The 22,470-nt window shown below is 47.3% G+C and carries 30 protein-coding genes; 5 read left to right on the top strand and 25 right to left on the bottom strand.

What is annotated here, in order from left to right; all coding sequences use genetic code 11:
• Positions 1–24 precede the first annotated feature (24 nt).
• The 25 genes from B0I18_RS04975 to B0I18_RS04855 all read right to left on the bottom strand — a co-directional run bounded on the left by B0I18_RS04975 (position 25) and on the right by B0I18_RS04855 (position 17,269).
• The gene (locus B0I18_RS04975; RefSeq protein WP_106521529.1) at positions 25–768 is read right to left on the bottom strand and encodes an MlaE family ABC transporter permease; all 744 of its coding nucleotides are present in this window, start codon (positions 766–768) and stop codon (positions 25–27) included.
• Between the two features lie 70 nt (positions 769–838).
• Positions 839–2,167 (bottom strand): preprotein translocase subunit SecY, encoded by a 1,329-nt coding sequence (secY, locus tag B0I18_RS04970; protein WP_106521528.1) that lies wholly within the window; start codon positions 2,165–2,167, stop codon positions 839–841.
• Between the two features lie 191 nt (positions 2,168–2,358).
• Positions 2,359–2,805: a 50S ribosomal protein L15 gene (gene rplO / locus B0I18_RS04965; RefSeq protein WP_106521527.1), complete on the bottom strand. Its 447-nt coding sequence runs from the start codon at positions 2,803–2,805 to the stop codon at positions 2,359–2,361.
• An 80-nt stretch (positions 2,806–2,885) separates the two neighbouring features.
• Complete coding sequence (gene rpmD / locus B0I18_RS04960; protein ID WP_106521526.1) at positions 2,886–3,071, bottom strand: 50S ribosomal protein L30; 186 nt, start codon at positions 3,069–3,071, stop codon at positions 2,886–2,888.
• A 66-nt stretch (positions 3,072–3,137) separates the two neighbouring features.
• On the bottom strand, positions 3,138–3,653 hold the full coding sequence (rpsE, locus tag B0I18_RS04955) for a 30S ribosomal protein S5 (protein ID WP_106521525.1): 516 nt from the start codon (positions 3,651–3,653) through the stop codon (positions 3,138–3,140).
• A gap of 73 nt (positions 3,654–3,726) precedes the next feature.
• Positions 3,727–4,089: a 50S ribosomal protein L18 gene (gene rplR, locus B0I18_RS04950; RefSeq protein ID WP_106521524.1), complete on the bottom strand. Its 363-nt coding sequence runs from the start codon at positions 4,087–4,089 to the stop codon at positions 3,727–3,729.
• A 216-nt stretch (positions 4,090–4,305) separates the two neighbouring features.
• Positions 4,306–4,860 carry a 50S ribosomal protein L6 gene (gene rplF, locus B0I18_RS04945; RefSeq protein WP_106521523.1) on the bottom strand — a complete coding sequence of 185 codons (555 nt, stop codon included), beginning with the start codon at positions 4,858–4,860 and terminating at the stop codon, positions 4,306–4,308.
• 171 nt (positions 4,861–5,031) lie between these two features.
• Positions 5,032–5,430: a 30S ribosomal protein S8 gene (gene rpsH / locus B0I18_RS04940; protein ID WP_106521522.1), complete on the bottom strand. Its 399-nt coding sequence runs from the start codon at positions 5,428–5,430 to the stop codon at positions 5,032–5,034.
• A 138-nt stretch (positions 5,431–5,568) separates the two neighbouring features.
• Positions 5,569–5,838: a 30S ribosomal protein S14 gene (rpsN, locus tag B0I18_RS04935; protein WP_106521521.1), complete on the bottom strand. Its 270-nt coding sequence runs from the start codon at positions 5,836–5,838 to the stop codon at positions 5,569–5,571.
• A gap of 67 nt (positions 5,839–5,905) precedes the next feature.
• Positions 5,906–6,481, bottom strand: coding sequence for a 50S ribosomal protein L5 (gene rplE / locus B0I18_RS04930; RefSeq protein WP_106521520.1), 576 nt, complete (start codon positions 6,479–6,481; stop codon positions 5,906–5,908).
• The gene (gene rplX, locus B0I18_RS04925; protein ID WP_106521519.1) at positions 6,481–6,819 is read right to left on the bottom strand and encodes a 50S ribosomal protein L24; all 339 of its coding nucleotides are present in this window, start codon (positions 6,817–6,819) and stop codon (positions 6,481–6,483) included. The genes rplE and rplX overlap by 1 nt, the downstream gene beginning before the upstream one ends.
• Before the next feature lie 60 nt (positions 6,820–6,879).
• Positions 6,880–7,248: a 50S ribosomal protein L14 gene (rplN, locus tag B0I18_RS04920; protein ID WP_106521518.1), complete on the bottom strand. Its 369-nt coding sequence runs from the start codon at positions 7,246–7,248 to the stop codon at positions 6,880–6,882.
• A gap of 94 nt (positions 7,249–7,342) precedes the next feature.
• Positions 7,343–7,606 carry a 30S ribosomal protein S17 gene (gene rpsQ / locus B0I18_RS04915; protein ID WP_106521517.1) on the bottom strand — a complete coding sequence of 88 codons (264 nt, stop codon included), beginning with the start codon at positions 7,604–7,606 and terminating at the stop codon, positions 7,343–7,345.
• Between the two features lie 24 nt (positions 7,607–7,630).
• Positions 7,631–7,843, bottom strand: a complete 213-nt coding sequence (rpmC, locus tag B0I18_RS04910; RefSeq protein ID WP_106521516.1) for a 50S ribosomal protein L29 — start codon at positions 7,841–7,843, stop codon at positions 7,631–7,633.
• A 63-nt stretch (positions 7,844–7,906) separates the two neighbouring features.
• Complete coding sequence (gene rplP, locus B0I18_RS04905; RefSeq protein ID WP_106521515.1) at positions 7,907–8,329, bottom strand: 50S ribosomal protein L16; 423 nt, start codon at positions 8,327–8,329, stop codon at positions 7,907–7,909.
• A gap of 118 nt (positions 8,330–8,447) precedes the next feature.
• On the bottom strand, positions 8,448–9,251 hold the full coding sequence (rpsC, locus tag B0I18_RS04900; protein WP_106521514.1) for a 30S ribosomal protein S3: 804 nt from the start codon (positions 9,249–9,251) through the stop codon (positions 8,448–8,450).
• Positions 9,252–9,287: 36 nt separating this feature from the next.
• Positions 9,288–9,635 (bottom strand): 50S ribosomal protein L22, encoded by a 348-nt coding sequence (rplV, locus tag B0I18_RS04895; RefSeq protein ID WP_106521513.1) that lies wholly within the window; start codon positions 9,633–9,635, stop codon positions 9,288–9,290.
• 95 nt (positions 9,636–9,730) lie between these two features.
• Complete coding sequence (gene rpsS / locus B0I18_RS04890) at positions 9,731–10,000, bottom strand: 30S ribosomal protein S19 (protein ID WP_106521512.1); 270 nt, start codon at positions 9,998–10,000, stop codon at positions 9,731–9,733.
• Between the two features lie 89 nt (positions 10,001–10,089).
• The gene (rplB, locus tag B0I18_RS04885; protein ID WP_106521511.1) at positions 10,090–10,941 is read right to left on the bottom strand and encodes a 50S ribosomal protein L2; all 852 of its coding nucleotides are present in this window, start codon (positions 10,939–10,941) and stop codon (positions 10,090–10,092) included.
• 91 nt (positions 10,942–11,032) lie between these two features.
• Complete coding sequence (rplW, locus tag B0I18_RS04880; RefSeq protein WP_106521510.1) at positions 11,033–11,329, bottom strand: 50S ribosomal protein L23; 297 nt, start codon at positions 11,327–11,329, stop codon at positions 11,033–11,035.
• A 77-nt stretch (positions 11,330–11,406) separates the two neighbouring features.
• Positions 11,407–12,045: a 50S ribosomal protein L4 gene (gene rplD / locus B0I18_RS04875; protein WP_106521509.1), complete on the bottom strand. Its 639-nt coding sequence runs from the start codon at positions 12,043–12,045 to the stop codon at positions 11,407–11,409.
• Positions 12,046–12,088: 43 nt separating this feature from the next.
• On the bottom strand, positions 12,089–12,709 hold the full coding sequence (gene rplC / locus B0I18_RS04870) for a 50S ribosomal protein L3 (RefSeq protein WP_106521508.1): 621 nt from the start codon (positions 12,707–12,709) through the stop codon (positions 12,089–12,091).
• 257 nt (positions 12,710–12,966) lie between these two features.
• Positions 12,967–13,329, bottom strand: coding sequence for a 30S ribosomal protein S10 (rpsJ, locus tag B0I18_RS04865; RefSeq protein WP_425444924.1), 363 nt, complete (start codon positions 13,327–13,329; stop codon positions 12,967–12,969).
• A 356-nt stretch (positions 13,330–13,685) separates the two neighbouring features.
• Complete coding sequence (locus B0I18_RS04860) at positions 13,686–15,731, bottom strand: T9SS type A sorting domain-containing protein (protein ID WP_106521507.1); 2,046 nt, start codon at positions 15,729–15,731, stop codon at positions 13,686–13,688.
• A 254-nt stretch (positions 15,732–15,985) separates the two neighbouring features.
• Positions 15,986–17,269: a PKD domain-containing protein gene (locus B0I18_RS04855; RefSeq protein WP_181358339.1), complete on the bottom strand. Its 1,284-nt coding sequence runs from the start codon at positions 17,267–17,269 to the stop codon at positions 15,986–15,988.
• 254 nt (positions 17,270–17,523) lie between these two features.
• Here B0I18_RS04855 and B0I18_RS04850 point away from each other — a divergent pair, with 254 nt between their 5' ends.
• The 5 genes from B0I18_RS04850 to B0I18_RS04830 all read left to right on the top strand — a co-directional run bounded on the left by B0I18_RS04850 (position 17,524) and on the right by B0I18_RS04830 (position 22,405).
• The gene (locus tag B0I18_RS04850) at positions 17,524–18,162 is read left to right on the top strand and encodes a DUF5606 family protein (protein ID WP_106521505.1); all 639 of its coding nucleotides are present in this window, start codon (positions 17,524–17,526) and stop codon (positions 18,160–18,162) included.
• A gap of 182 nt (positions 18,163–18,344) precedes the next feature.
• Positions 18,345–19,187 (top strand): transketolase, encoded by an 843-nt coding sequence (locus tag B0I18_RS04845; protein WP_106521504.1) that lies wholly within the window; start codon positions 18,345–18,347, stop codon positions 19,185–19,187.
• 90 nt (positions 19,188–19,277) lie between these two features.
• Entirely contained in the window at positions 19,278–20,504 is a 1,227-nt protein-coding gene (locus B0I18_RS04840; protein ID WP_106521503.1) for an MFS transporter, read from the top strand.
• 29 nt (positions 20,505–20,533) lie between these two features.
• Positions 20,534–21,661, top strand: a complete 1,128-nt coding sequence (locus B0I18_RS04835; protein WP_106521502.1) for an NAD(P)/FAD-dependent oxidoreductase — start codon at positions 20,534–20,536, stop codon at positions 21,659–21,661.
• A gap of 81 nt (positions 21,662–21,742) precedes the next feature.
• Positions 21,743–22,405, top strand: a complete 663-nt coding sequence (locus B0I18_RS04830; RefSeq protein ID WP_146146655.1) for a hypothetical protein — start codon at positions 21,743–21,745, stop codon at positions 22,403–22,405.
• The last annotated feature ends 65 nt before the right edge of the window (positions 22,406–22,470 follow it).

Genomic DNA, 22,470 nt, shown 5'->3' with positions numbered 1-22,470 from the left:
CGTGTTGAAAAAGAAGTATCCGGCCTACAGCATCAGCATAGTAATCACGTAATCGGCAAACAGGATCATGATACAGGTAACCACCACAGCCGTGGTAGAGGCCCTGCCTATCTCGAGTGCGCCGCCTTTTACATTGTAGCCGTAGTAGGCGGGGATAGATGCGATAATGAAGGCAAAGGTAAAAGCCTTGACCATGGCCACCAGGATACCGAAGGCTTTAAAGCCTTCGACCAGGCCGTAGGTATACTGCTCTTTAGACATGATGCCCGTAAGGATACCGGTAAGAAAGCCGCCCGTTATACTCAGCGTAATGGCGATTATAATGAGACAGGGTATCATAATCAGCGCCGAAAAAATCTTCGGCATTACCAGGTAAGATTTGGTATTGATGCCCATGATCTCAAGCGCATCGATCTGTTCGCTTACGCGCATATTGCCCAGTTCGGATGCGATCTTAGAGCCGACTACGCCGGCCAGTACGATACAGATAATGGTAGGCGCCAGCTCCAGGATTACGGAATCGCGCACCACCTGGGCCATGATGTATTTGGGGATAATGGGGGAGATCAGCTGATAGGCGGTCTGTACCGTCATTACGGCACCCAGGAACACGGCGATAATGATCACGATAGGCAGGGAGCGAAACCCGATATCGATACATTGATTCATAAATTCCTTCCAGTAGACCTTGCCATTTTCCGGGCGGGTAAACATGCCTTTAAGCATCAGGAAATAACTGCCCAGGTGTTCGAAAAATTTGCTCAGCATGCCACAAATATAAAGTAAAAAACGCCTCGATAACGAGGCGTTTTAAAATTATTAATCATTTATCAGATACTTAAACCGTAGCGGGCTGACGGCCGGAAATCCTTCCGGTTTTCATCAGGCCATCGTAGTGGCGCATCAACAGGTGGCTTTCTACCTGCTGCAGGGTATCGAGGATTACACCTACACCGATCAGCATGGAAGTACCGCCGAAGAAGCTGGCAAAACCGCTGGTTACACCACACAGGGCAGCGATACCAGGCAGGATACCTGCTACTGCCAGGAAGATGGCGCCGGGAAGAGTGATCCTGTCCATGATCGCACCGATATAGTCGGCCGTAGGCTGACCCGGTTTGATACCAGGGATAAAGCTGTTGTTACGTTTCAGGTTTTCCGCCATTTCGGTCGGGTTAAAGATCAATGCGGTATAGAAGTACGTAAAGGCGATAACCAATACGGCATAGATCAGGTTATACCAGAGCGAGGTATGATCGGAAAGTGATTTAATAAAGGTATTGGGACCGTCTTCTGAAGTAGCGAAACCGGCAACCATCGCAGGGATAAACATCAGGGCCTGGGCGAAGATGATCGGCATTACACCGGCAGAGTTCACTTTCAGGGGGATGAAGTTACGCGCGCCACCGATTTCTTTAGCGGCGTTGGTACCTACGATACGACGGGCATAATTCAGCGGGATGCGGCGTACACCTTGCGTAAGGAGTACCAGGCCTACCACTACGGCTACGAAGAAAGCCAGCTCTACCAGGAAGAAAAGCAGTTTATCGGTCTGTTGCTTTTCGGTAAATTCCTGCACAAGCGAGTGGGGTAAACGGGCAAGGATGCCCACCATGATGATCATGGATACACCGTTACCGATGCCTTTATCCGTTATTTTTTCACCAAGGTACATTACAAACAGGGTACCGGCAGTAAGTACTACAATGGTAGACACATAGAACAGCATGCCGTCGGTAACGATGGCGCCGTTGGTTTGTGTACGCAGGTAAGCGATATAAGCGCTTGCCTGGAATATCGTTACCAGGATCGTCAGGAGACGGGTATACTGGTTCATTTTATTACGACCGCTTTCTTCCTTCTGCATTTTGGCAAACTGGGGGATAACGATACCCGCCAGCTGCATGAAGATGGAAGCAGAGATATAGGGCATTACACCCAATGCGAAAATAGACGCGTTACTGAACGCGCCACCGGCAAACATATTGATCAAACCCAAAAGCCCGTCCTGGGATTGAGATTGGCTCAGGATGTGCGGGTTGATCCCGGGGAGTACAATGTAACATCCGACACGATAAACAAGAATCAGGCCGAGCGTAAACAGAATACGCTTACGGAGCTCTTCGATGCTCCAGATATTCTTTAGGGTCTCAATAAGTTTCTTCACAGGAACTGAAATATTTAAATAGGAGTGCGAATAAACGACAAAAGGCGCATTTTACCAAATGTTTAGCAAAGATAATATTTGCTAAATGCATGAAGTTATTAAATAATAACATTCGCTTGGAAAAATGCGCCTTTGACTTATGATTTATGTGCTGTATAATATACCGCAGAAAATGTTACTAAGTATTGATATTAAACCAGTTCCACAGTACCACCCGCAGCTTCGATCGCAGCTTTCGCTTTCTCGCTTACAGCATTCACTTTAAAGGTAACGTTTGCCTGCATTTCTCCTGCACTTAAGATCTTAACCAGATCGGTACGGTTAATCAGGCCATTGATGTACAAAGTTTCCAGGGAGAACTCTTTCAGTTCGTATTTGGCAACCAGTTCAGCTACCTGACCCAGGTTGAACACTTTGTACTCAACACGGTTCATGTTTTTGAAACCACGTTTAGGCATACGACGCTGGATAGGCATCTGACCACCTTCGTGACCTTTTTTGCTCTGGTAACCGGTACGGCTCTGCTGGCCTTTGTTACCCTTACCGGCTGTAACACCGTAACCACTACCTTCACCACGACCAACACGTTTAGTGTGGTGTGTAGAACCTGCTGCAGGTTTTAAATTGTGCAATTGCATAGCTTATTGTTTTTGAACTTACGCGGGTAGCATTCCCGCTCGCGATTAATAAAATAAAATTTGGGGGAGCAAAGGGCTGATTAACCTTTTACTTCTTCAACTTTTACCAGGTGCAGCACTTTCGTGATCATACCCTGGATCTGAGGGGTAGGTACTACCTCAACAGAAGAGTTGAGCTTACGCAGACCCAAAGCCTGCAGCGTACGTTTCTGACGCTCCGGACGATCGATACCGCTTTTTACCTGAGTTACTTTTAATTTTGACATGACTTATATGGATTAAATGTTCGTATTGGATGAAAACTCCCGGCCGGGCCGGACAAGTAACCAATATTAACCGTTAAATACTTTTTTCAGACCTACGTTACGCTCTTTGGCAACCTGGATCGGCTCACGCATTTCGCCCAGGGCTTTAACCGTAGCTTTAACCACGTTGTGCGGGTTAGCAGAACCTAAAGATTTAGCCAGGATGTCGGTATAACCGGCAGCTTCCAGTACAGCACGCATGCTGCCACCAGCCAGTACGCCGGTACCGTGTGCTGCAGGCTTGATCAATACTTTAGCAGCGCCGGATTTAGTGAACTGATCGTGAGGTACGGTACCGTTCATTACCGGTACGCGGATCAGGTTTTTCTTAGCATCGTCGATACCTTTGGCAATCGCCTCTTTTACCTCTTTTGCTTTACCTAAACCCTGGCCTACGATACCGTTACCGTTACCCACCACTACAAGAGCAGAAAAGCTGAACGCACGGCCACCTTTAGTAGTTTTTACCACGCGGTTGATGGCAACTACTTTATCTGTTAATTCTAAGTCTCCGGATTTAACCCGGTTATTTGATTGATTCATTTTGCTTTTAGTATTGTGTACAGAGTACTTAGTACAAAGACTATTTTTAAATTATGTTTATGTCAGCCGGGGATTAGAATTTCAATCCACCTTCACGTGCGCCATCAGCCAGTGATTTAACACGGCCATGATACAGGTAACCACCACGGTCGAATATGCAGGTTTCGAGGCCAAGCGCAACCGCTTTCTGAGCCAATGCTTTACCTACGTTTGCAGCCTGCTCGGATTTAGTACCACCTAAAGCGGCGATATCTTTCATACGGGAGTTGGCAGAAGCGAGGGTCAGACCTTTTGCATCATCGATCAGCTGAGCATAGATGTCTTTGTTGCTACGGAATACGGACAGACGTGGTTTCTGCGCTGAACCGTTTACATTTTTACGAATACGCCAACGTAACTTCTGGCGGCGTACTACTGTTTTTGCTGTTTTTGACATGTTTACTGTATTTGTACGGGCTCTACTTATGGCGACAGTGGGCAGTGGTTGCAAGTCCCTTTTTTGACTTATTGCGCCCCCACCCGGCCGGGATGATAAGAAGGCTTCCGAAGGTTGCTAATAACTATGTATAAGAAATCAGAAATGAGAATTAAAGAAGATAATATACTCTTAAACAATTCCCATTTCTGAATTCCGGATGTTGTTCTATTTAGATTATTTACCTGCAGTTTTACCAGCTTTACGGCGAACGATTTCACCGGCAAAGCGAACACCTTTTCCTTTGTATGGTTCAGGTTTACGCAGGCTCCTGATTTTCGCTGCTACCTGGCCGATCAGTTGTTTGTCGATAGATTCCAGGAAAATACGAGGAGGTTGACCTTTTTCCATGGTAGCAGTAGCTTTTACTTCTACAGGCAGGTCGATGATGATGTTGTGAGAATAACCCAGGGACATATCCAGTTGCTGACCGGTAACGGCAGCACGATAACCCACACCCACAAGTTCCAGGGTTTTAGTGTAACCGTTGGTAACGCCTTCCACCATGTTGGCTACCAGGGAACGGTATAAACCGTGCAGTGCGCGGTGACGGATCTGGTCGGTAGGACGGTTAACGGTAACGGTAGTACCTTCGACTTCAACTTTGATATCGCGGTCGAGCGCTTGTTTCAGTTCACCTTTAGGGCCTTTAACGGTAACTACGTTGTCGGCGCTTACGGTAAGGGTAACTTTGTCTGCAAGCGTAATAATTTTTTTGCCTATACGTGACATTGCTAAATTGGTATTTAAAAAGATTAAAATTGAAAAGTACCACCGGTACTCTTTTGAACTTCCGGGACTTCTGTGTTCAGCTCCGTATAGGAGAACTTAGATTGTCGGAAACCCTGGTTTTAAGCAAATAGCTAACCCGTACAACAGCACAGGTTAGCTATTTGAAATATATTACCAGATCTGGCAAAGAACTTCGCCACCAACGTTGTTGGCACGGGCTTCTTTATCAGTCATAACGCCTTTAGAAGTAGATACGATTGCGATACCCAGGCCATTTTTAACGCGGCTGATCTCGGCAGGCTTAGCGTATTGACGCAGGCCGGGACGGCTTACACGCTCCAGGGAACGGATAGCAGGCTCTTTGGTTTCTGCGTTGTATTTCAGTGCTATTTTGATTACCCCTTGTTTGCTATCGTCTTCGAATTTATACTTCAGGATATAGCCTTTGTCATACAGGATTTCAGTGATACGTTTCTTCAGGTTAGATGCCGGAATTTCAACGATACGGTGACGGGCCATCTGTGCGTTACGCAGACGGGTAAGATAATCTGCAATAGGATCTGTTACCATTTTTAATTTTTGATTTTAATGTTTGATAATTGATGATAGTTACCAGAGCTGGTGTCGATGGTCTTTTCATCTAATGTTTCAATGTGTTGCGCAGAACAGGCACCAGATTAAAAATCGTTCTGAACAACGTCCGGGCAATTACCAGGAGGCTTTCTTAACGCCGGGTAATTTACCTTCCAGGGCCATATCGCGGAACATAACACGGCCAAGAGCAAACTGGCGCATATAACCTTTAGGACGGCCTGTGATCTGGCAACGGTTTTTCAAACGTACCGGAGAAGCGTTCTTCGGCAGTTTATCCAATGCTTCGTAATCACCGGCAGCTTTCAGGGCTGCGCGTTTCTCTGCAAATTTAGCCACCATTTTCTCGCGTTTGCGCTGGCGTGCAAGGATTGAATTTCTAGACATATTGTTATTGTTCGTAGAACGGACAAAGAACCTGAGGCGTTACGGCTCCAGATTCCCTATTCCTTTCTTAGTTATTATCTTTTTTGATGTTTTTGAACGGCATACCCAGTTCTTTCAGTAACTCGTAAGCTTCTTCGTTAGTGTTAGCTGTAGTTACGAAAGTGATATCCATACCGCTGATACGGTTTACTTTGTCGATATCTATCTCGGGATAGATGATCTGCTCTGTAACACCGAAGGTATAGTTACCGTAGCCGTCAAAAGCCTTCTCGTTGATACCTTTGAAATCGCGTACACGAGGCAGGGAGATGGAAACCAGACGGTCCAGGAACTCGAACATGTTAGCACCGCGTAAAGTTACGCGAGCGCCGATAGGCATGTTTTTACGCAGTTTAAAGTTAGAGATGTCTTTTTTAGACATGGTAGGTACTGCTTTCTGACCGGCGATCATCGTCATCTCTTTCACGGCGTCATCCACCAGTTTCTTGTCAGATACTGAACCTTTAACACCCTGGTTCAGGCAGATCTTTACTAATTTGGGAGCCTGCATTACGGTGGAATACCCGAATTTTTTCATCAAGGCAGGCACTACTTCGTCTTTATATTTGCTCTGAAGACGGGGAGCGTAATTTACAGTGCTCATTATTTAATTTCTTGACCTGTTTTTTTAGAAATACGAATAGCTTTGCCTTCTTTGCGTTCGAGACGAACACGGGAAGGAGCTTTCGCTTTAGCGTCCCACAACTGCACATTGGAAATGTGAATTGTAGCTTCCTCTTTTACGATGCCGCCCTGAGGATTTTTAGCATTAGGCTTTAAGTGCTTGGTAGCAATATTAACGCCCTCAACCAGTATACGCGACTTGAGCGGATATACAGCCAACACCTGGCGAGGGGTAGTGCGGTTCTTATCGTTACCGGAAATTACCACAACCTGGTCGCCCTTTTTGATGTTGAATTTAGGTTTGAATCTAGTACTCATTTCTATTGATCTTGAGCCGCTTTGAATTAAACGGGCGGCAAAGGTACGAAAATATATTAATTATAATACTTCTGGAGCCAAAGAAACAATTTTCATGTATCCTTTGTCACGCAACTCACGGGCTACTGGTCCGAAAATACGGGTACCGCGCGGATCGCCAGAGTTATTCAGTAATACTACTGCGTTGTCATCGAAGCTGATATAAGAACCATCTTTACGACGTAATTTATTTTTGGTGCGAACGATAACCGCTTTACTTACAGTACCTTTTTTCACGCCACCGGCGGGAATAGAGTCTTTGATAGTAACTACGATCTGATCGCCAATGGCTGCATATTGCTGACCGCTGTTGCCCAATACGCGAATACAAAGTACTTCTTTAGCACCGCTGTTATCAGCCACATTGAGTCTTGATTCCTGCTGTATCATTTTAAATTATGTTTAGCTGTTGGCTAAGTTTATTTATTGTTACCTGCTCTTAAAAGCGGTAATCCAAAATTAAATGTCAAAAACTGAAAGAAACTTATTTCGCTTTTTCAATTATTTCTACCAGGCGCCAACGCTTAGACTTGCTCAGCGGGCGTGTTTCCATGATACGTACTGTATCGCCGATACCGCACTGGTTGGTCTCGTCATGAGCATGGAATTTGGTAGTTTTCTTAAGGAACTTACCGTAAAAAGGGTGTTTAACTTTACGTTCAACAGCTACTGTAATGGTTTTATCCATTTTATCGCTGGTTACAAGCCCTATACGGGTTTTCCTTGCTTTTCTTTCTACTACAGACATTATGAAAGAGATTGAAATATTTTATTAAGATGCTAATTGTCTTTTGTGTTGCTCAGTTTTCATCTGTGCAATTTGACGGCGGATGCTACGGATAACCATCGGGTTTTCGATCGGGTTAACAGCATGGCTGAACTTAAGCTTTTTTAAGCGCAGTGTTTCTTCACCTATTTTGTCGCTAAGCGCTTCATCGCTGAATGAGCGATAATCCTGAACGTCCGCTTTTGTTGACTTTGCCATTTTATTGAGATTTTATTGCGAGCGATAAGATTTCCTCATTGCTCAATTTTATAATTTACTCCCTTATGCACCTGCATAATCAGGGCGAACTATGAATTTGGTTTTGATCGGCAATTTCTGCGCTGCCAGTTCGAAGGCTTCACGTGCAATCTGCTCGGGTACACCATCGCATTCGAAAAGGATACGACCCGGCTTCACTACAGCTGCCCAGTATTCCAGGCTACCTTTACCTTTACCCATACGCACCTCGGCAGGTTTTGCTGTAATTGGCTTATCAGGGAAGATACGGATCCAGACGTTACCTTCACGTTTCATGTGACGGGTGAGGGCCTGGCGGGCTGCCTCAATCTGGCGGTTGGTAATCCAGATGGGTTCCATGGATTTAAGACCGAACGAACCGAATGCAATGGTAGATCCACGCTCTGCATTACCCCTGATACGTCCTTTATGCTGCTTACGATGTTTTACTCTCTTTGGTTGTAACATTGTTGATATTTTTAAGTATCAGATACTTGTATTAAGTATTATGTATAGTGTATTCTGTAAGCGTATCAAGCCAGCGGTTATGCACCTACTTCTTAATACAGGCTACCTAATACGAAAATTAGTCCCTTTTGGCACCACCACGGTTGCCACCGCCACCACGACGATCACCACCGCCACGACGATCACCACCACCTCCGCGGCGTTCGCCACGATCACGACGCTCTTCACCGGCGTTGCCAGCTCCGCGACGGTCGGTTGCTCCGCTGCTGATGTTCGGGTTCAGTTCACGCTCGCCCAGTACTTCACCTTTACAGATCCATACTTTCAGACCGATCTTACCGTAAACAGTCATCGCGTATACAGAAGCATAGTCGATATCCATACGGAAGGTATGTAATGGCGTACGGCCTTGTTTGATTTCTTCGCTACGGGCGATCTCGGCACCACCTAAACGGCCACCGGCTTTGATCTTGATACCTTCAGCACCCATACGCATTGCAGTGGCGATAGCCATTTTAATAGCGCGTTTGTAGCTTACACGGCCTTCGATCTGGCGGGCGATAGACTCACCTACGATCTGAGCATCCAGCTCAGGACGACGGATCTCCATAATGTTGATCTGAACATCGTTGTTACCGGTCAGTTTCTTCAATTCTTCCTTAATCCTGTCAACTTCCTGGCCGCCTTTACCAATGATGATACCCGGTTTAGAAGTGTGGATCGTGATGATTAACTTTCCAAGTGTACGCTCGATAACAATACGGGCTACGCCGCCTTTGTTGATACGTGCATTCAGATATGTACGGATTTTGTGATCTTCTACCACTTTCGCTCCGAAATCTTTTGGATTGCTGAACCACATAGAATCCCAACCACGGATAATTCCTAAACGGTTACCTATCGGATTTGCTTTTTGACCCATTTTACTTTAATTATGGATTTTGAATTTTTTTATTAATTACTTAGCGCGGCTATCTACAATGATTGTAATATGATTGCTGCGTTTGCGTACACGGTAAGCGCGACCCTGCGGTGCAGGCAACATGCGTTTCAGCATACGACCACCATCTACAAATATGATTTTAACGTAAAGGTTAGCTGTCGCTACATCTTCACCCTGGTTCTTTTGTTTCCAGTTATCAATCGCACTCAGCAACAATTTTTCCATCGGAACTGATGTATGCTTAGTACTGAATTTTAAAATATTCAATGCTTTTTCTACATCCAGGCCGCGAATCAAATCGGCTAACAAACGCATTTTGCGTGGTGATGTAGGATAATTGCGTAAACGAGCTGTTGCTTCCATATACCTTAATCCCCGGGGGGACTTTATATTTAAGGTTAGTTAATTATTTTATTATTGCCTGCTCCTGTTACAGGAGGAAGGGAGACTATTTATGATTATTTCTTGCTACCACCGTGACCACGGAAGTTACGGGTAGGAGCGAACTCACCTAATTTATGACCTACCATGTACTCTGTTACGTACACAGGGATAAATTTGTTGCCATTGTGCACTGCAAATGTATGACCTACGAAATCAGGGCTGATCGTAGAACGGCGGCTCCAGGTCTTCACGACAGATTTCTTTCCGCCCGCCTCATTCATTTTTAATACTTTCTCTTCCAGATTGTGGTCTATATAAGGACCCTTTTTAATTGAACGACCCATTGTTATTTGGTGTTTTGATGATTTGATAATGAGGCCGGAGCCTCACTATCCATTTTATCGTGTTATTATATACCCCGGGGGGTTATGAATTATTTTTTAGCTTTACCGGACAACTTCTTACCATCGCGACGCTGAATGATCAGGCGGTTAGAGTCTTTAGTCAGGCTGCGGGTTTTCTCACCTTTAGCGTATTTACCGGTACGGCTGCGTGGGTGACCACCTGAAGATTTACCTTCACCACCACCCATCGGGTGATCTACAGGGTTCATCGCTACGCCACGGGTACGGGGGCGGATACCCCTCCAACGGTTACGGCCGGCTTTACCCATAGACTGCAGGGCGTGGTCGCTGTTGGATACGATACCTACAGTTGCGATGCAGGTAGCCAGTACTTTACGCAGTTCGCCAGATGGCATTTTCAGTACTACATATTTATCTTCTTTCGCGTTCAGCTGGGCATAAGTACCTGCAGAGCGGGCCATAGCGCCACCTTTACCAGGCTGCAGCTCGATGTTGTGAATTACAGTACCAAGTGGCATGTTTTTCAGCAACAGCGCGTTACCAACTTCAGGAGCAACGTTGTCGCCGCTTACTACGGTAGCGCCAACTTCCAGACCCTGGGGAGCGATGATATAACGTTTTTCACCATCAGCATAAGACAGCAGGGCGATAAACGCGGTACGGTTCGGATCGTATTCGATTGTTTTAACAGTGGCAGGAACTTCTTTCTTGTCACGTTTGAAATCGATGATACGATAATGTTTTTTATGACCGCCACCCATGTAGCGCATTACCATACGTCCCTGGCTATTACGACCAGCAGTGCTTTTCTTAGAAGCTAACAGGCTTTTTTCAGGCTTGTCAGTAGTAATTTCGGCAAATGCGTTACCTACTCTCCAACGAGTACCAGCTGTGGTCGGTTTATATTTACGTAAAGGCATCTTTTGTTTATTTGACAGCCAGGTTTTCTGATAAGAACCGACTGAATTTTATAATTTTTATGATCAGAGATCGGATGTTATTGCCGATCCATTAAAACGCAAACAAATCGATTGTTTCTCCTTCAACCAGAGTTACTACTGCTTTTTTGAAGGAAGGTTTACGACCGGAGATGAAACCGGCTTTTGTAAAACGACTCTTGCTCTTGGCAGGTACAACGATAGTGTTTACTTGCGCAACCTTAACGTTATAGAACTCTTCAACCGCTGCTTTGATTTCTAATTTGTTAGAACGCTTGTCCACCACAAAAGTGTAACGGTTTTGTTTTTCCATCTGACCGTTTACCTTTTCAGTTACCTTGGGGCGAAGCAATACTTCTGAAAGTCTCATTGTTATTAAATTTATAACCAGCTTGTAAGCCGATCCGTGTTTTTAGTATTTTGAGCCGCGCATAACGCGTCCTGATCTTATCCCGCTACTTCTACCGGTTCTTCGGTAAAAATCTTAGCTGCGCTTTCGGTAAACAGCAGGGTGTTGGCGTTTACGATATCATAAGTATTGATGTCGCTCAGTACGCTGCTTTTTACGCGAGGTACGTTGCGGCTGCTCAGGTAAAGGTTCTGATCGTAATCGGAGTTGATCATCAGTACTTTTTTACCGGCTACATTCAGACCATTCAATACACCCAGGAACGTTTTGGTATTGGGCTTTTCGAGTTTCAGATCTTCCACCACAACGATCTTGCTTTCGCGTGCTTTGTAAGTCAGGGCAGACATTTTAGCCAGATCTTTTACTTTACGGTTCAGCTTGAAATCGTAACGGTGCGGTAAAGGACCGTTAACGGTACCACCACCTTTATACAAAGGGTTACGGATGTTACCTTTACGGGAACCACCGGTACCTTTCTGGCGGTGCAGCTTGCGGGAAGAACCCTTAACCTCAGCACGGGTTTTGGTTTTGTGTGTACCTAAACGTTGTGCGGCAAGGTATTGCTTTACGGAAAGGTAAATAACGTGATCGTTAGGCTCAATGTTGAAGATATCTTCCGGTAACTCAACGCTACGTCCTGTTTTTTCGCCTTTGCTATTTAATACTTCGATTTGCATTTTTTGTTATTTTGGATAATTAGCTAATAAGAGAACCGGCTAATTAATTATTTTGAATAAGAACGATAGCACCGTTATGACCAGGAACTGAACCGCTTACTAAAATATAATTTTGTTCAGGGAAAACTTTCATTACTTTCAACGCTTTCACCTTAACGCGATCGCCACCCATACGGCCAGCCATACGCATACCTTTAAATACACGGGAAGGATAAGATGAGCCACCGATAGAACCCGGAGCGCGCTGACGGTCGTGCTGACCATGTGAAGCCTCGCCCACACCGCCGAAGCCGTGACGCTTAACTACACCCTGAAAACCTTTACCTTTGGACGTACCAATTACGCTCACCTTTTCGCCTTCGGCGAAGATGTCGCAGGTAATGCTTTCACCAACTTGTTTATCAATGGAACTATTACGGATTTCTTTTACAACAGATTTGGGGTCTGTATTAGCTTTGGCGAAGTGGTTAAGCAGTGCTTTCGGCGTATTTTTTTCTTTACGCTCACCATAAGCTATTTGTAAGGCTTCGTACCCGTCGGTTTCGACTGTTTTCTTTTGCGTTACTACGCAAGGTCCGGCCTCGATAATGGTGCAGGACACCTGCTTTCCATTAGATTCGAACACGCTAGTCATGCCGATTTTTTTGCCAATAATACCTTTCATTGTTTTTTTATTTATTGCAGAGTCGATAGTATAAGTTTATATCCTTATCTCGTCCACATAATTATTTTTAATTTATGGGCTAATGGAAAGTCAGAACTGATGCCTGCTCCCTGGCCAAGCGCCCGAATTACCTGTGAACCACTGGGGATTTATTCACGGTAGCGGGATTAGCTACTAATTTTATTTCTTTTAAAGAACAATTTGCGCTTTCGCTTTCACTCTTGTAATAATCTTTCTGTTCAGAAAACAGGCAACTGTTACGCTTTGATTTCTACTTCTACACCGCTGGGGAGGTCTAATTTAGACAATGCATCCACCGTACGTGAAGATGAAGTGTAAATATCCAAAAGGCGCTTGTGCGTGCACAACTGGAACTGCTCACGTGCTTTTTTATTTACGTGCGGAGAACGCAGCACGGTAAATATTTTCTTATCCGTAGGCAGTGGAATAGGACCAGTTACTACGGCGCCTGTATTACGAACAGTCTTAACGATTTTTTCTGCAGATTTATCTACTAAATTGTGGTCGTAAGACTTTAGCTTAATGCGAATACGCTGTGACATATCAAAAAACTTCCTTGTTAAAATTTTTGGGACTGCAAAGGTAGAGGTATATTTCAAAATAACAAAATTATTTTTAAAATTTCCCTTTTACACTTGCTATTGGGCGGCAAAGGTAGTGTTATTACCCAAATAATTCCAAAAATAAATTATATTTTTTTGAATAAATTTTTCAAACGACCGTCCCGCAGCTCAAAATAAGTAATCGGCCAGTATCCTTTACAGCCCCGGTAGCTTATTTCACCCGATAAAAAAATACGGTTGTTCCTGGTATATATCCTTGCCGTACAACACACTAATACACACCAACGCAGCTTCAACGGCAAACAGATTAGTCGTTTTTCTTTCCAATTGAAACGTCCCAATAACAAAGGGTTCCGGGTATATGCCCGGAACCCTTTGTTATCATCTGCTCCTTAAGGCTGGAGCACAATCTTTTCTACCCGTACGGCATTAGCCTGTATGATCTTCAGGTAATAAATACCGGCACTCAACTGCGGTAAGTTAAAGCCTTGGGTGGTATAACCGGCTACGCTTCCCCGCGCTATTGAACGGCCATTGGCGCTCAGCAGTTCGAAATAAAGTACCGTACCATCGAGGTTGCGCAGGTCGAAACGGTTTGCCCTTGCAGGGTTAGGATAGAGCTGGTAACCAGCATTTGCTGTGCTTTTCAAAGCACCTTTCCTCATTGCGTTGGTTAAATTGGAATCTATGGGGGGCAACAGGGTATCGCAATCTGTCAACATCGAATCAATGCATTCGTTAGGGCCGCCATAAGGGGAATCGTACCAACGGTGGAATACATCAGACCCCCAGGACGTGGTTGTACCGGAGGGACCCGCAACCTCCACGCCATCGTGAATATAACGCTGATTGCTATACATAACAACCTTAAGATTGGATGTCAATAGCTGGGTATCGCTTAATACAACCGTTTCGACGATGGGGCTTCCCGGTCCTGAGGGACTGTTTATATACACGGTTGAATTTTTTATAATGGACGGTTTGTCGATAGAGGCAGAGACATTCAACCAGGGACGACGGTCGTAAACGTCAAAAACACTACTATCGATAGTCACGTACTCCCATATATTGTTGTAGCTTCTTGCGGGAGCGTACATAAGGGGTGTGCTTATATTACTGATATGCTGCCGGACAAGGCTGCATTTAGGGTAATATACGTTTTGAAAAACTTCATACCAGTTGACTTTCTTCTGGTAGCAATCCGTAAACAGGCAGCGCATAAATTTATTACCGTCTTCGGCACTGTTGTTACCGGAGTAGCCTTTTGAAATCAGCACGTAGCCGTAAAATTCGCAATCTGTAAAGTTTAAATTCTTCCGTGCGCCGATATCTAAAGCTATGTTGTTAAAAGACGTGCTGCCTGTGGGCGCCGTGTTACCGTTTTGCCCGATGTTAATACTTTTGCAACGTAAAAAATAGACGTCTTCGACATAACCCACCCCTGAAATAATCGAGATATTGGTATTGCGGTTATTTTCGAAGAGGCAATCCGTGAAGAAAAACTGCCGGGATGTTTGTCCCAACTGGTCGGGTTCAATATCAATACCTGCCTGCAGGCCGGAGTAAGTAATTTCGCCCATCCCGCTGTTTTTAAAGCTTGATCCATTTACAAAGATGGAGTCACCACCTACAAAACTGGCGCCCTGCCTTCCATTTGAATCTGCGTGAAAATTATTGAGGTATACCAATCCGGCTTTAGGAGATCCCGCCACTGCATGATCTTCCAGCAGGAACCCATCCAATCCGAACCGTTTGGCAATAACATTATCGATGTGTATCCCTCTCGAAAAAAGCACGTCAAAGCCGCTGTACCCTTCCTGGATACCGACAAAGTGTGCAGGATTGTTATGCCTGCCACCAATAACCATCTTGCCGGGATACAGGTTACCATCCAGCCGGAGATTGCTGATAGCGATATTTTCTGCGCCTACAATCCGGAACATATCCCCTACCCGCGCTGTGTAAGAAAGCAGGTTGCCGGTGGCAAAAATGTCAATATCCGTAGGAAGGTCGGTCGCAGGATCAAAGTATCCATACCTGAGGCCATCCACATACTGAATCGTAGGCATCCCAATACCCGTTACCGTTACGTTTTTGACAAATTCGAGGGGTAATACGTGAACCGGGTAGTCATACCAACCATCAAAACCATGAGCCTGCCTGCCTACCCGGTAAGTACCGGCAGGTATAACCAGCTTGGTGTATCCGCCTCTTTTTTTAATAAAAGTACTGGCTGCCTCAAAGGCTGCCTGGTCGTTATCTGTACCATTACCTAGGGCGCAAAAGTCTTCCTTGATATCAAGCGATAAGATCGTAGACAGGTTTGTATGGTCGGGGTTCGAAGGATTGAAGACCAGTACCGTCGGGCATTGCCCTGTCGCGCGCAGGGCTGTGACCAGCACCATAAGGGCCAGCATCAGGATTTTGTGTTTTGTCATGAGTTGTGTTTTGAGGGATTTGAGTAAGGGTTATGGCTTTATGCCGGTACTAAAATAATGATTGTAAGACAAGACGACGCAAGAGATGCCCTAATTAATACAATCGTCATTTCCCCTGGGACGCATTGCCAACTTTAATACCTGGTCTCAAAAAATAAGGCCGCAGGCATGGATTTTGACTCCACCTGCGGCCTTGCGTTCCAGGCCGGAAGATTTCCTTTTAAGACGGGATCTTCCACAACCCTAAGCGGTATTTATTTAACCAGCGTCAGCACTTTAACGGCGCCGGTACTCGTTTGCAATTTCAAAAAGTAGAGGCCTGGCGGTAAAACCGACATATCGATCCAGGCCTGCTTACCCGACAGGCTACCGCTGCGGACCAGCACACCGGCCGTATTGCCCAGCGTAAACGACACCGGGGTCTGCAACCCGGTAACCTGCACTTTATCTTTTACCGGGTTAGGATAAACAGCTACATACTGCAGGGGATCGGGCCCGGTAATACCCGTTGTGCCGGCGTTGACGGTGCGGCAATAAGTAACGGTATCGCAGGTATTCCTCACCGTAACGCATACATTGTAATTGCCCGCTGTGGCAAAAGTATGTGTAGGCGCCGGCTGGGTAGCGCCCGGGCTGCCATCGCCGAAGTTCCAGCTATAGCCCAGTACATTACGTGGGTTCACGCCACTGAAAGTAAAGGCATTGCCGGTACGGGTATAACCGATGGAATCGATCCAGGGCCAGGAGGAAAAACGTTTCCAATACCCCAGGCTATCGTACACCACGGTTTTGGCGGCCGTCCTGATCAGGGCTGCCTGTGCGGCTGTGAGCGAAAAATTGAAGGTATTGCTTTCCGGGTTTTTGTTAAAGAACAGGCTGTAAAAGCTAAGCGCCGCCGCATAGGTACCTGCAGGCGAAGGGTGGCTCTCGTCGGCCTGGTAGAGCTCGGGCGCGCCTGTGGTGTTGCGCAGCCGGCGCCATACTTTGGCTACCGGACTTATCATCGCATTGTTTTGTTGTGCCATAATGCTGTAACGCAGTTGCAGCAGGCTATCCATGCCCTGGTAGGTACATACCGGCGGCCATACGGCACAGTTGCCCGCATCGCCGTTCTTACGGCCCCAGGTCATATAAAACACCGTTTTGGCACAAGGCGTGTATACATGCACCAGGCTGTCGAGCTTGCGGGCATAGGGATATACTTCATTGGCTACCTGGGCGTCGTTAAAAGACGGCCGCTGGCTTTGCTCCTGCAGTACCACGTAATCCCAGCCGCCCTGGGCAATAAGGTTTACGGTAGCGGGCAGTGCCGCATGTTGTTCGAAGGTTGTTCCCCCGGGTACACTGACCTTATAATAGAGGCTGTCGCCACTGGCATTGGCCAGTTTGCGTACTACCTCGGGCAGGTTATTGACATCGGTATAGCTGTTACCGATAAACAGTACGCGCAGGGTATCGCCGGCGCTAGCGCTGCCTGCACCGGTCAGCAGGCACAGCAGCAGGAGGCCTAAGCGCAGCAGGCGAAGAGGACTTTTCATCGTAAGGGTCTTTTTTTTCATCATCGGGTTGGGTATTTTATCCACCAGCCAAGACTGCCCCCGGCCTCCCGGAAGTTGGCTGCGATCCTTCTTTTCCGGCAAAATGAACGGAGCGCCGGCTCCCCTCCCCGGGTCATACTGCAATACTGCATTTCCAGGCTATTTTACTTTTCATCTTTTTGTATGAAAATTTTCTTTACTTTTGCCCCCCTTAAAAGTTTGTTTTCGCCCATTCGGGTTTTTGCTAATTAATTATGGAATATAGACAAATAGTATCAGTGACCGGCCTTGGTGGTCTTTATCAATTAATGAGCACTAAAAATGATGGTGCCATAGTACGCAGCCTGGTTGACAAGAGCGTTAAATTCGTTTCCGCACGTATCCACCATATTACGCCGCTGGAAAGTATTGAGATCTATACAACCGGAGAAAATGTCCGTCTGCATGAAGTGCTGGAAAAGATCAAAGAGAACGACGGCCAGGTAAAAGAACTGAACAGTAAAAAAGACGATAAAGCAATCAAAGCATATTTCAAAACAGTTTTACCTGATTTTGATGAAGAGCGTGTATATACCAGCGATATCAGGAAGATCCTGAAATGGTACGAACTGCTTAAAAATAACGACCTGTTGAAGTTCGAATACCTGAAGGCCCAGCCTGAAGACGAAACCGAAGCGCCTGCAGCCGTAGCCGCAGAAGAGGTTGCCGTAGTGGAAGAAGCTACCGAAGAAGCAAAGCCCAAGAAAAAAGCAGCAGCTAAAAAAGCGGTTGCTGAAGGCGAAGAAAAACCGGTAAAAAAAGCAGCGGCTAAAAAGAAAGCGGCTACAACCGAAGACGGTGAAGAAAAACCGGCTAAGAAAGCGGCACCTAAAAAGAAAAAAGAAGAAGCCTAACCGCTTCAGCACCTTTTATACAGAAAGGAGGCCGGTGGCCTCCTTTCGCTTTTTACGTAAAAAAGATATTATCTGCCCAGGACACATTATCAATTCCGCCCCGGGCTTTCCTTCTTTTTTGAGGCCCTTATTTTTACTTTGTTCGAATTATATTTACTTTTGCACAAAATTTTTAAAACGCAATGGAACTTCAACAATTGAAAGATATGGCAACCCAGGTTCGCCGCGACATAGTACGGATGGTGCATGGTGCCCAAAGCGGCCACCCCGGTGGATCTTTAGGCTGCAGCGATTTTCTGGTAGCCCTGTATTTCGAAGTGATGAAGCACGACCCGGCCTTTAATATGGACGGCGTGGGCGAGGACCTGTTTTTCCTCTCCAACGGCCATATTTCCCCGGTATTTTATAGTGTACTGGCCCGCAGCGGTTACTTCCGCGTAGAAGAGCTGGCTACTTTCCGCCAACTGAACTCCCGCCTGCAGGGACACCCCGCTACCCACGAACACCTGCCGGGTGTACGTATTGCCTCCGGCTCGCTGGGCCAGGGCATGAGCGTAGCGCTGGGCGCCGCTATGGCAAAAAAACTGAATAACGACGACCGTATCGTATACTCGCTGCACGGCGACGGCGAACTGCAGGAAGGCCAGAACTGGGAAGCCATGATGTTTGCCGCCCACCACAAAGTAGATAACCTGATCGCTACCGTAGATTATAACGGCCAGCAGATCGACGGTCCTACCAGTATGGTAATGGACCTGGGCGACCTGAAAGCCAAATTCGTAGCTTTTGGCTGGGAAGTACTGGATCTCGAAAACGGCAACGATATGGAGCAGGTACTGGCCAGCCTGGCTGCTGCCAAGGCGCTTACCGGTAAGGGCAAACCCATCTGCATCCTGATGCATACGGCAATGGGTAGCGGCGTTTCCTTTATGGAAGGTACCCACGAGTGGCATGGTATTGCTCCTAACGATGCCCAGCTTACCCAAGCGCTTAGCGAGCTGGCAGGCAATGTAGGCGACTATTAATCCTGAATTTTTTCTATAAACAAAAACCTCCCGGTGTACAAACCAGGAGGTTTTTTTGTATTATGTGTCCCGAAAAGTTTTACTTGTTTTATGCCAACCGAAGCCTTCCAAAGAAAAAATGTATTCCTGCTGGTGCTCGTGGCCGCACTCGGCTACTTTGTCGATATCTACGACCTGCTGATCTTCGCTATTGTGCGGGTTAAGAGCCTTAAGGAAATTGGTGTGCACGAAGACCAGATGCGCCATGTGGGCGAGTACATCATGAATATGCAAATGGGCGGCCTGCTGCTGGGCGGTATACTCTGGGGTATACTCGGCGACAAATACGGCCGTATCAAAGTGCTGTTCGGCTCTATCCTGCTGTATTCCGTAGCCAATGTATTGAACGGCTTTGTAGCCGATGTGAACAGTTATGCCTGGATCCGGCTGATTGCCGGTATAGGCCTGGCAGGCGAACTGGGCGCGGGTATTACGCTCGTAAGCGAAACCATGAGTAAGGACAAGCGCGGGTATGGTACGATGATCGTGGCCGTGATCGGCCTGTTTGGAGCAGTGGCCGCCAGGCAGGTATCGCATTATTTCGACTGGCGCACGGCCTATATCGTGGGCGGTTGCCTGGGTTTTGCCCTGTTACTGCTGCGTATCGGCACTTTCGAATCGGGACTGTACAAGAACGTGGCACAGAGCCATGTATCCCGCGGCGACTTTAAACTATTGCTGGGCAACCGTAAACGTCTTATCCGGTATATCAATTGTATCCTTATCGGTATGCCTTTATGGTTTGTAGTAGGCATCCTCATTTCCCTCTCCCCCGAATTTGGCAAGGCGCTCGGCGCCAAAGGCACGCTCGATGCCGGCCAGGGCATTATGTATTCTTATATCGGCATCTCTGTAGGCGATATCCTGGCGGGCCTGCTGGCGCAGTTTACCAAATCGCGCAGGCTGGCCGTGCTGGTATTCCTGCTGGTTTCCCTGTGTACGGTAATGGTATACCTCAATTTCCATGGTATCACACCCGAACAGTTTGGCTGGCTGGCCTTTATCATGGGCGTTGGCGTGGGTTACTGGGCCACCTTCGTCACCATCGCATCCGAGCAGTTCGGTACCAATATACGGGCCACGGTAACGACAACGGTACCCAATTTCGTACGCGGCTCGCTCATCCCGATCACCTTTATTTTTGAATTTTTCGTACACCGCTTCAATATTATCACGGCGGCCTATATCCTTATTTTTACCGTTACCCTTATCGCCATAGTGGCGCTGAGCCAGCTTAAGGAGACCTTTGACAAAGACCTGAATTACCTCGAAGAATAAAAGCATCGTACACGAATAAAAGACCGGTTATGCTCAGTTATTGGGAACAGCAATCCTTTTTACATTACGACCATATTATCGTTGGTTCGGGCATTGTAGGCCTGAACACGGCTATAGAATTAAAACAGCGCTTCCCTGCGCAACGTGTGCTGGTACTGGAACGCAGCCTGTTTCCCTATGGCGCCAGCACCCGCAATGCAGGCTTTGCCTGTATGGGTTCGCCTACCGAACTGCTCGACGACCTCGAACATATGAGCCGGGAGCAGACCCTGGCCTTGTTCCAACGCAGGGCTGCGGGCCTGGGCCTGTTACGGAAGCGGCTTGGCGACGGGCCTATCGGGTATCGCGAACGCGGCAGTCATGAACTGATCGCGCCGGAAGAGATCGCCGTACTGGACCACCTCGCCGAACTGAACGACCTGCTGGCCGCAACGACCGGGAAACCGGCATTCCGGGTGGCCAACGAACGTATTGTAACCTTCGGCTTCCCGCCGGGGAAGGTGGCCGCGCTGGTAGAAGCTACCTGCGAAGGCGAATTGCATACCGGCAATATGATGCGCGCCCTGATCGACCATGCGCTCCGCTCGGGTATCGAAATAAAAACGGGTGCTACCGTACAACACTTCGAAGCTGCTACAAAAGAGGTACGGGTAAAAGTGGCCGATACCCTGCGCCCGGAAGGTATCGACCTTCGATGCGCCCAATTGCTGATCTGTACCAATGCCTTTACCCCGCAATTGTTGCCGGGTGTGGATGTGCAGCCGGGACGCGGCCAGGTATTGATTACCGAACCGCTGGAAGTGCCCTTCCGGGGCGTGTTCCACTTCGACAAAGGCTATTATTATTTCCGCGAAATCGATAACCGGGTATTGTTCGGCGGCGGCCGCAACCTCGACTTTGCCGGCGAAACCACTACCGATATTGCCCTGCAGGACCGGATACAGCAAGACCTGGAAGATAAGCTCCGCAATCTGCTGCTGCCGGGCAGCACCGTAGCCGTAGACCAGCGCTGGTCGGGCATTATGGCCTTCGGCAAGGACAAGCAGCCTATTGTACAATCGTTCGGCGACCGCGTGCACGGCGCATTCCGGATGGGTGGCATGGGCGTGGCGCTCGGCGCATCGGTGGCGCAGGAGCTTGCCGGACTGGTATCTTAACAGCAGCAGCATGGTTCTTAACCGGTGTTCCGGTATTATTGCCTATCTTCCATCATTGCAATCCTACTCCCTGTTTTATCCATGCGCCAACTGGTTTTTCTATTGTTCTTATTTTATTGCGCCCTGCCTGCAGGGCACGCCCAGTTACAGGTCGAGTTCCAGCCTATGTATGGCAATCCTTTTATGCTATCGGGCAGGAACAACAGCAGTTACGGGGCCGTAACCGGGCGGCTGCAAATAAGTTACCAGCGGGAGCGTGCTCCCTGGCATCCTTATGTCGCGGCATCTATAACGGGTATGGCGTTACCGCTGCACAGCAAGGATATCGATAACCTGTCGCTTACGGTACGCAATATCGCGGTTAAAGCGGGGCTTAACGGCACACTCTACGCCAACGAAGAGCGGCGGCCTACCTATTGGATATTAGGAGGCGGTATAGGCCTGTGCATGTTCAGCCCCGACGAAGACCGGCTGCGCAGGGATGGCGAGGCCAGCAACCTGTTCTATACCCAACTGACCGACAAAGCCTGGTTTGGCGAAGTGGAGCTCCATACCAAATGGGTAAGCTACCTGAAAGAAGGACCAAGCCTGTATTTCGGCGCCGTGCTGCTTGCCGAGTTCCTGTGGCTGCGCGACAACCGCGTGCGGTATACCACCAGCATTTCGGGCAAACAGTATAACCTTAACTTAAATGACTTCGCAATATGGCCATCCATCGGCGGGGTGATCGGCTGGCGTTTCTAGCACAAATCCCAGCAGGCATATAAAAGCCCCGGTACTGCGTGTACCGGGGCTTTTGTTTATACCTG

The sequence above is a fragment of the Taibaiella chishuiensis genome (assembly GCF_003014535.1).
In the GTDB taxonomy this organism is placed as follows: Bacteria; Bacteroidota; Bacteroidia; order Chitinophagales; family Chitinophagaceae; genus Taibaiella; species Taibaiella chishuiensis.
Note: the sequence above shows the minus strand (reverse complement) of the source record. Positions and strands in the feature narration are given on the sequence as shown.

Coding starts and splice junctions, on each gene's coding strand:
- B0I18_RS04975 (WP_106521529.1), bottom strand. CDS start 768: ATGCTGAGCAAATTTTTCGAACACCTGGGCAGTTATTTCCTGATGCTT.
- rplC (WP_106521508.1), bottom strand. CDS start 12,709: ATGAAAGGTATTATTGGCAAAAAAATCGGCATGACTAGCGTGTTCGAA.
- B0I18_RS04830 (WP_146146655.1), top strand. CDS start 21,743: ATGCGCCAACTGGTTTTTCTATTGTTCTTATTTTATTGCGCCCTGCCT.
- rpsC (WP_106521514.1), bottom strand. CDS start 9,251: ATGGGTCAAAAAGCAAATCCGATAGGTAACCGTTTAGGAATTATCCGT.
- rpsH (WP_106521522.1), bottom strand. CDS start 5,430: ATGGTAACAGATCCTATTGCAGATTATCTTACCCGTCTGCGTAACGCA.
- B0I18_RS04835 (WP_106521502.1), top strand. CDS start 20,534: ATGCTCAGTTATTGGGAACAGCAATCCTTTTTACATTACGACCATATT.
- rplX (WP_106521519.1), bottom strand. CDS start 6,819: ATGAGTACTAGATTCAAACCTAAATTCAACATCAAAAAGGGCGACCAG.
- rplW (WP_106521510.1), bottom strand. CDS start 11,329: ATGAGACTTTCAGAAGTATTGCTTCGCCCCAAGGTAACTGAAAAGGTA.
- rpmD (WP_106521526.1), bottom strand. CDS start 3,071: ATGTCAAAATTAAAAGTAACTCAGGTAAAAAGCGGTATCGATCGTCCG.
- rplN (WP_106521518.1), bottom strand. CDS start 7,248: ATGATACAGCAGGAATCAAGACTCAATGTGGCTGATAACAGCGGTGCT.
- rpsQ (WP_106521517.1), bottom strand. CDS start 7,606: ATGTCTGTAGTAGAAAGAAAAGCAAGGAAAACCCGTATAGGGCTTGTA.
- rplO (WP_106521527.1), bottom strand. CDS start 2,805: ATGCAATTGCACAATTTAAAACCTGCAGCAGGTTCTACACACCACACT.
- rplR (WP_106521524.1), bottom strand. CDS start 4,089: ATGTCAAAAACAGCAAAAACAGTAGTACGCCGCCAGAAGTTACGTTGG.
- rplV (WP_106521513.1), bottom strand. CDS start 9,635: ATGGAAGCAACAGCTCGTTTACGCAATTATCCTACATCACCACGCAAA.
- rplB (WP_106521511.1), bottom strand. CDS start 10,941: ATGCCTTTACGTAAATATAAACCGACCACAGCTGGTACTCGTTGGAGA.
- rpsN (WP_106521521.1), bottom strand. CDS start 5,838: ATGTCTAGAAATTCAATCCTTGCACGCCAGCGCAAACGCGAGAAAATG.
- rpsS (WP_106521512.1), bottom strand. CDS start 10,000: ATGGGTCGTTCAATTAAAAAGGGTCCTTATATAGACCACAATCTGGAA.
- rplD (WP_106521509.1), bottom strand. CDS start 12,045: ATGCAAATCGAAGTATTAAATAGCAAAGGCGAAAAAACAGGACGTAGC.
- rplP (WP_106521515.1), bottom strand. CDS start 8,329: ATGTTACAACCAAAGAGAGTAAAACATCGTAAGCAGCATAAAGGACGT.
- rplE (WP_106521520.1), bottom strand. CDS start 6,481: ATGAGCACTGTAAATTACGCTCCCCGTCTTCAGAGCAAATATAAAGAC.
- B0I18_RS04850 (WP_106521505.1), top strand. CDS start 17,524: ATGGAATATAGACAAATAGTATCAGTGACCGGCCTTGGTGGTCTTTAT.
- B0I18_RS04840 (WP_106521503.1), top strand. CDS start 19,278: ATGCCAACCGAAGCCTTCCAAAGAAAAAATGTATTCCTGCTGGTGCTC.
- B0I18_RS04845 (WP_106521504.1), top strand. CDS start 18,345: ATGGAACTTCAACAATTGAAAGATATGGCAACCCAGGTTCGCCGCGAC.
- B0I18_RS04860 (WP_106521507.1), bottom strand. CDS start 15,731: ATGACAAAACACAAAATCCTGATGCTGGCCCTTATGGTGCTGGTCACA.
- rpmC (WP_106521516.1), bottom strand. CDS start 7,843: ATGGCAAAGTCAACAAAAGCGGACGTTCAGGATTATCGCTCATTCAGC.
- rpsE (WP_106521525.1), bottom strand. CDS start 3,653: ATGAATCAATCAAATAACCGGGTTAAATCCGGAGACTTAGAATTAACA.
- B0I18_RS04855 (WP_181358339.1), bottom strand. CDS start 17,269: ATGAAAAGTCCTCTTCGCCTGCTGCGCTTAGGCCTCCTGCTGCTGTGC.
- rplF (WP_106521523.1), bottom strand. CDS start 4,860: ATGTCACGTATAGGCAAAAAAATTATTACGCTTGCAGACAAAGTTACC.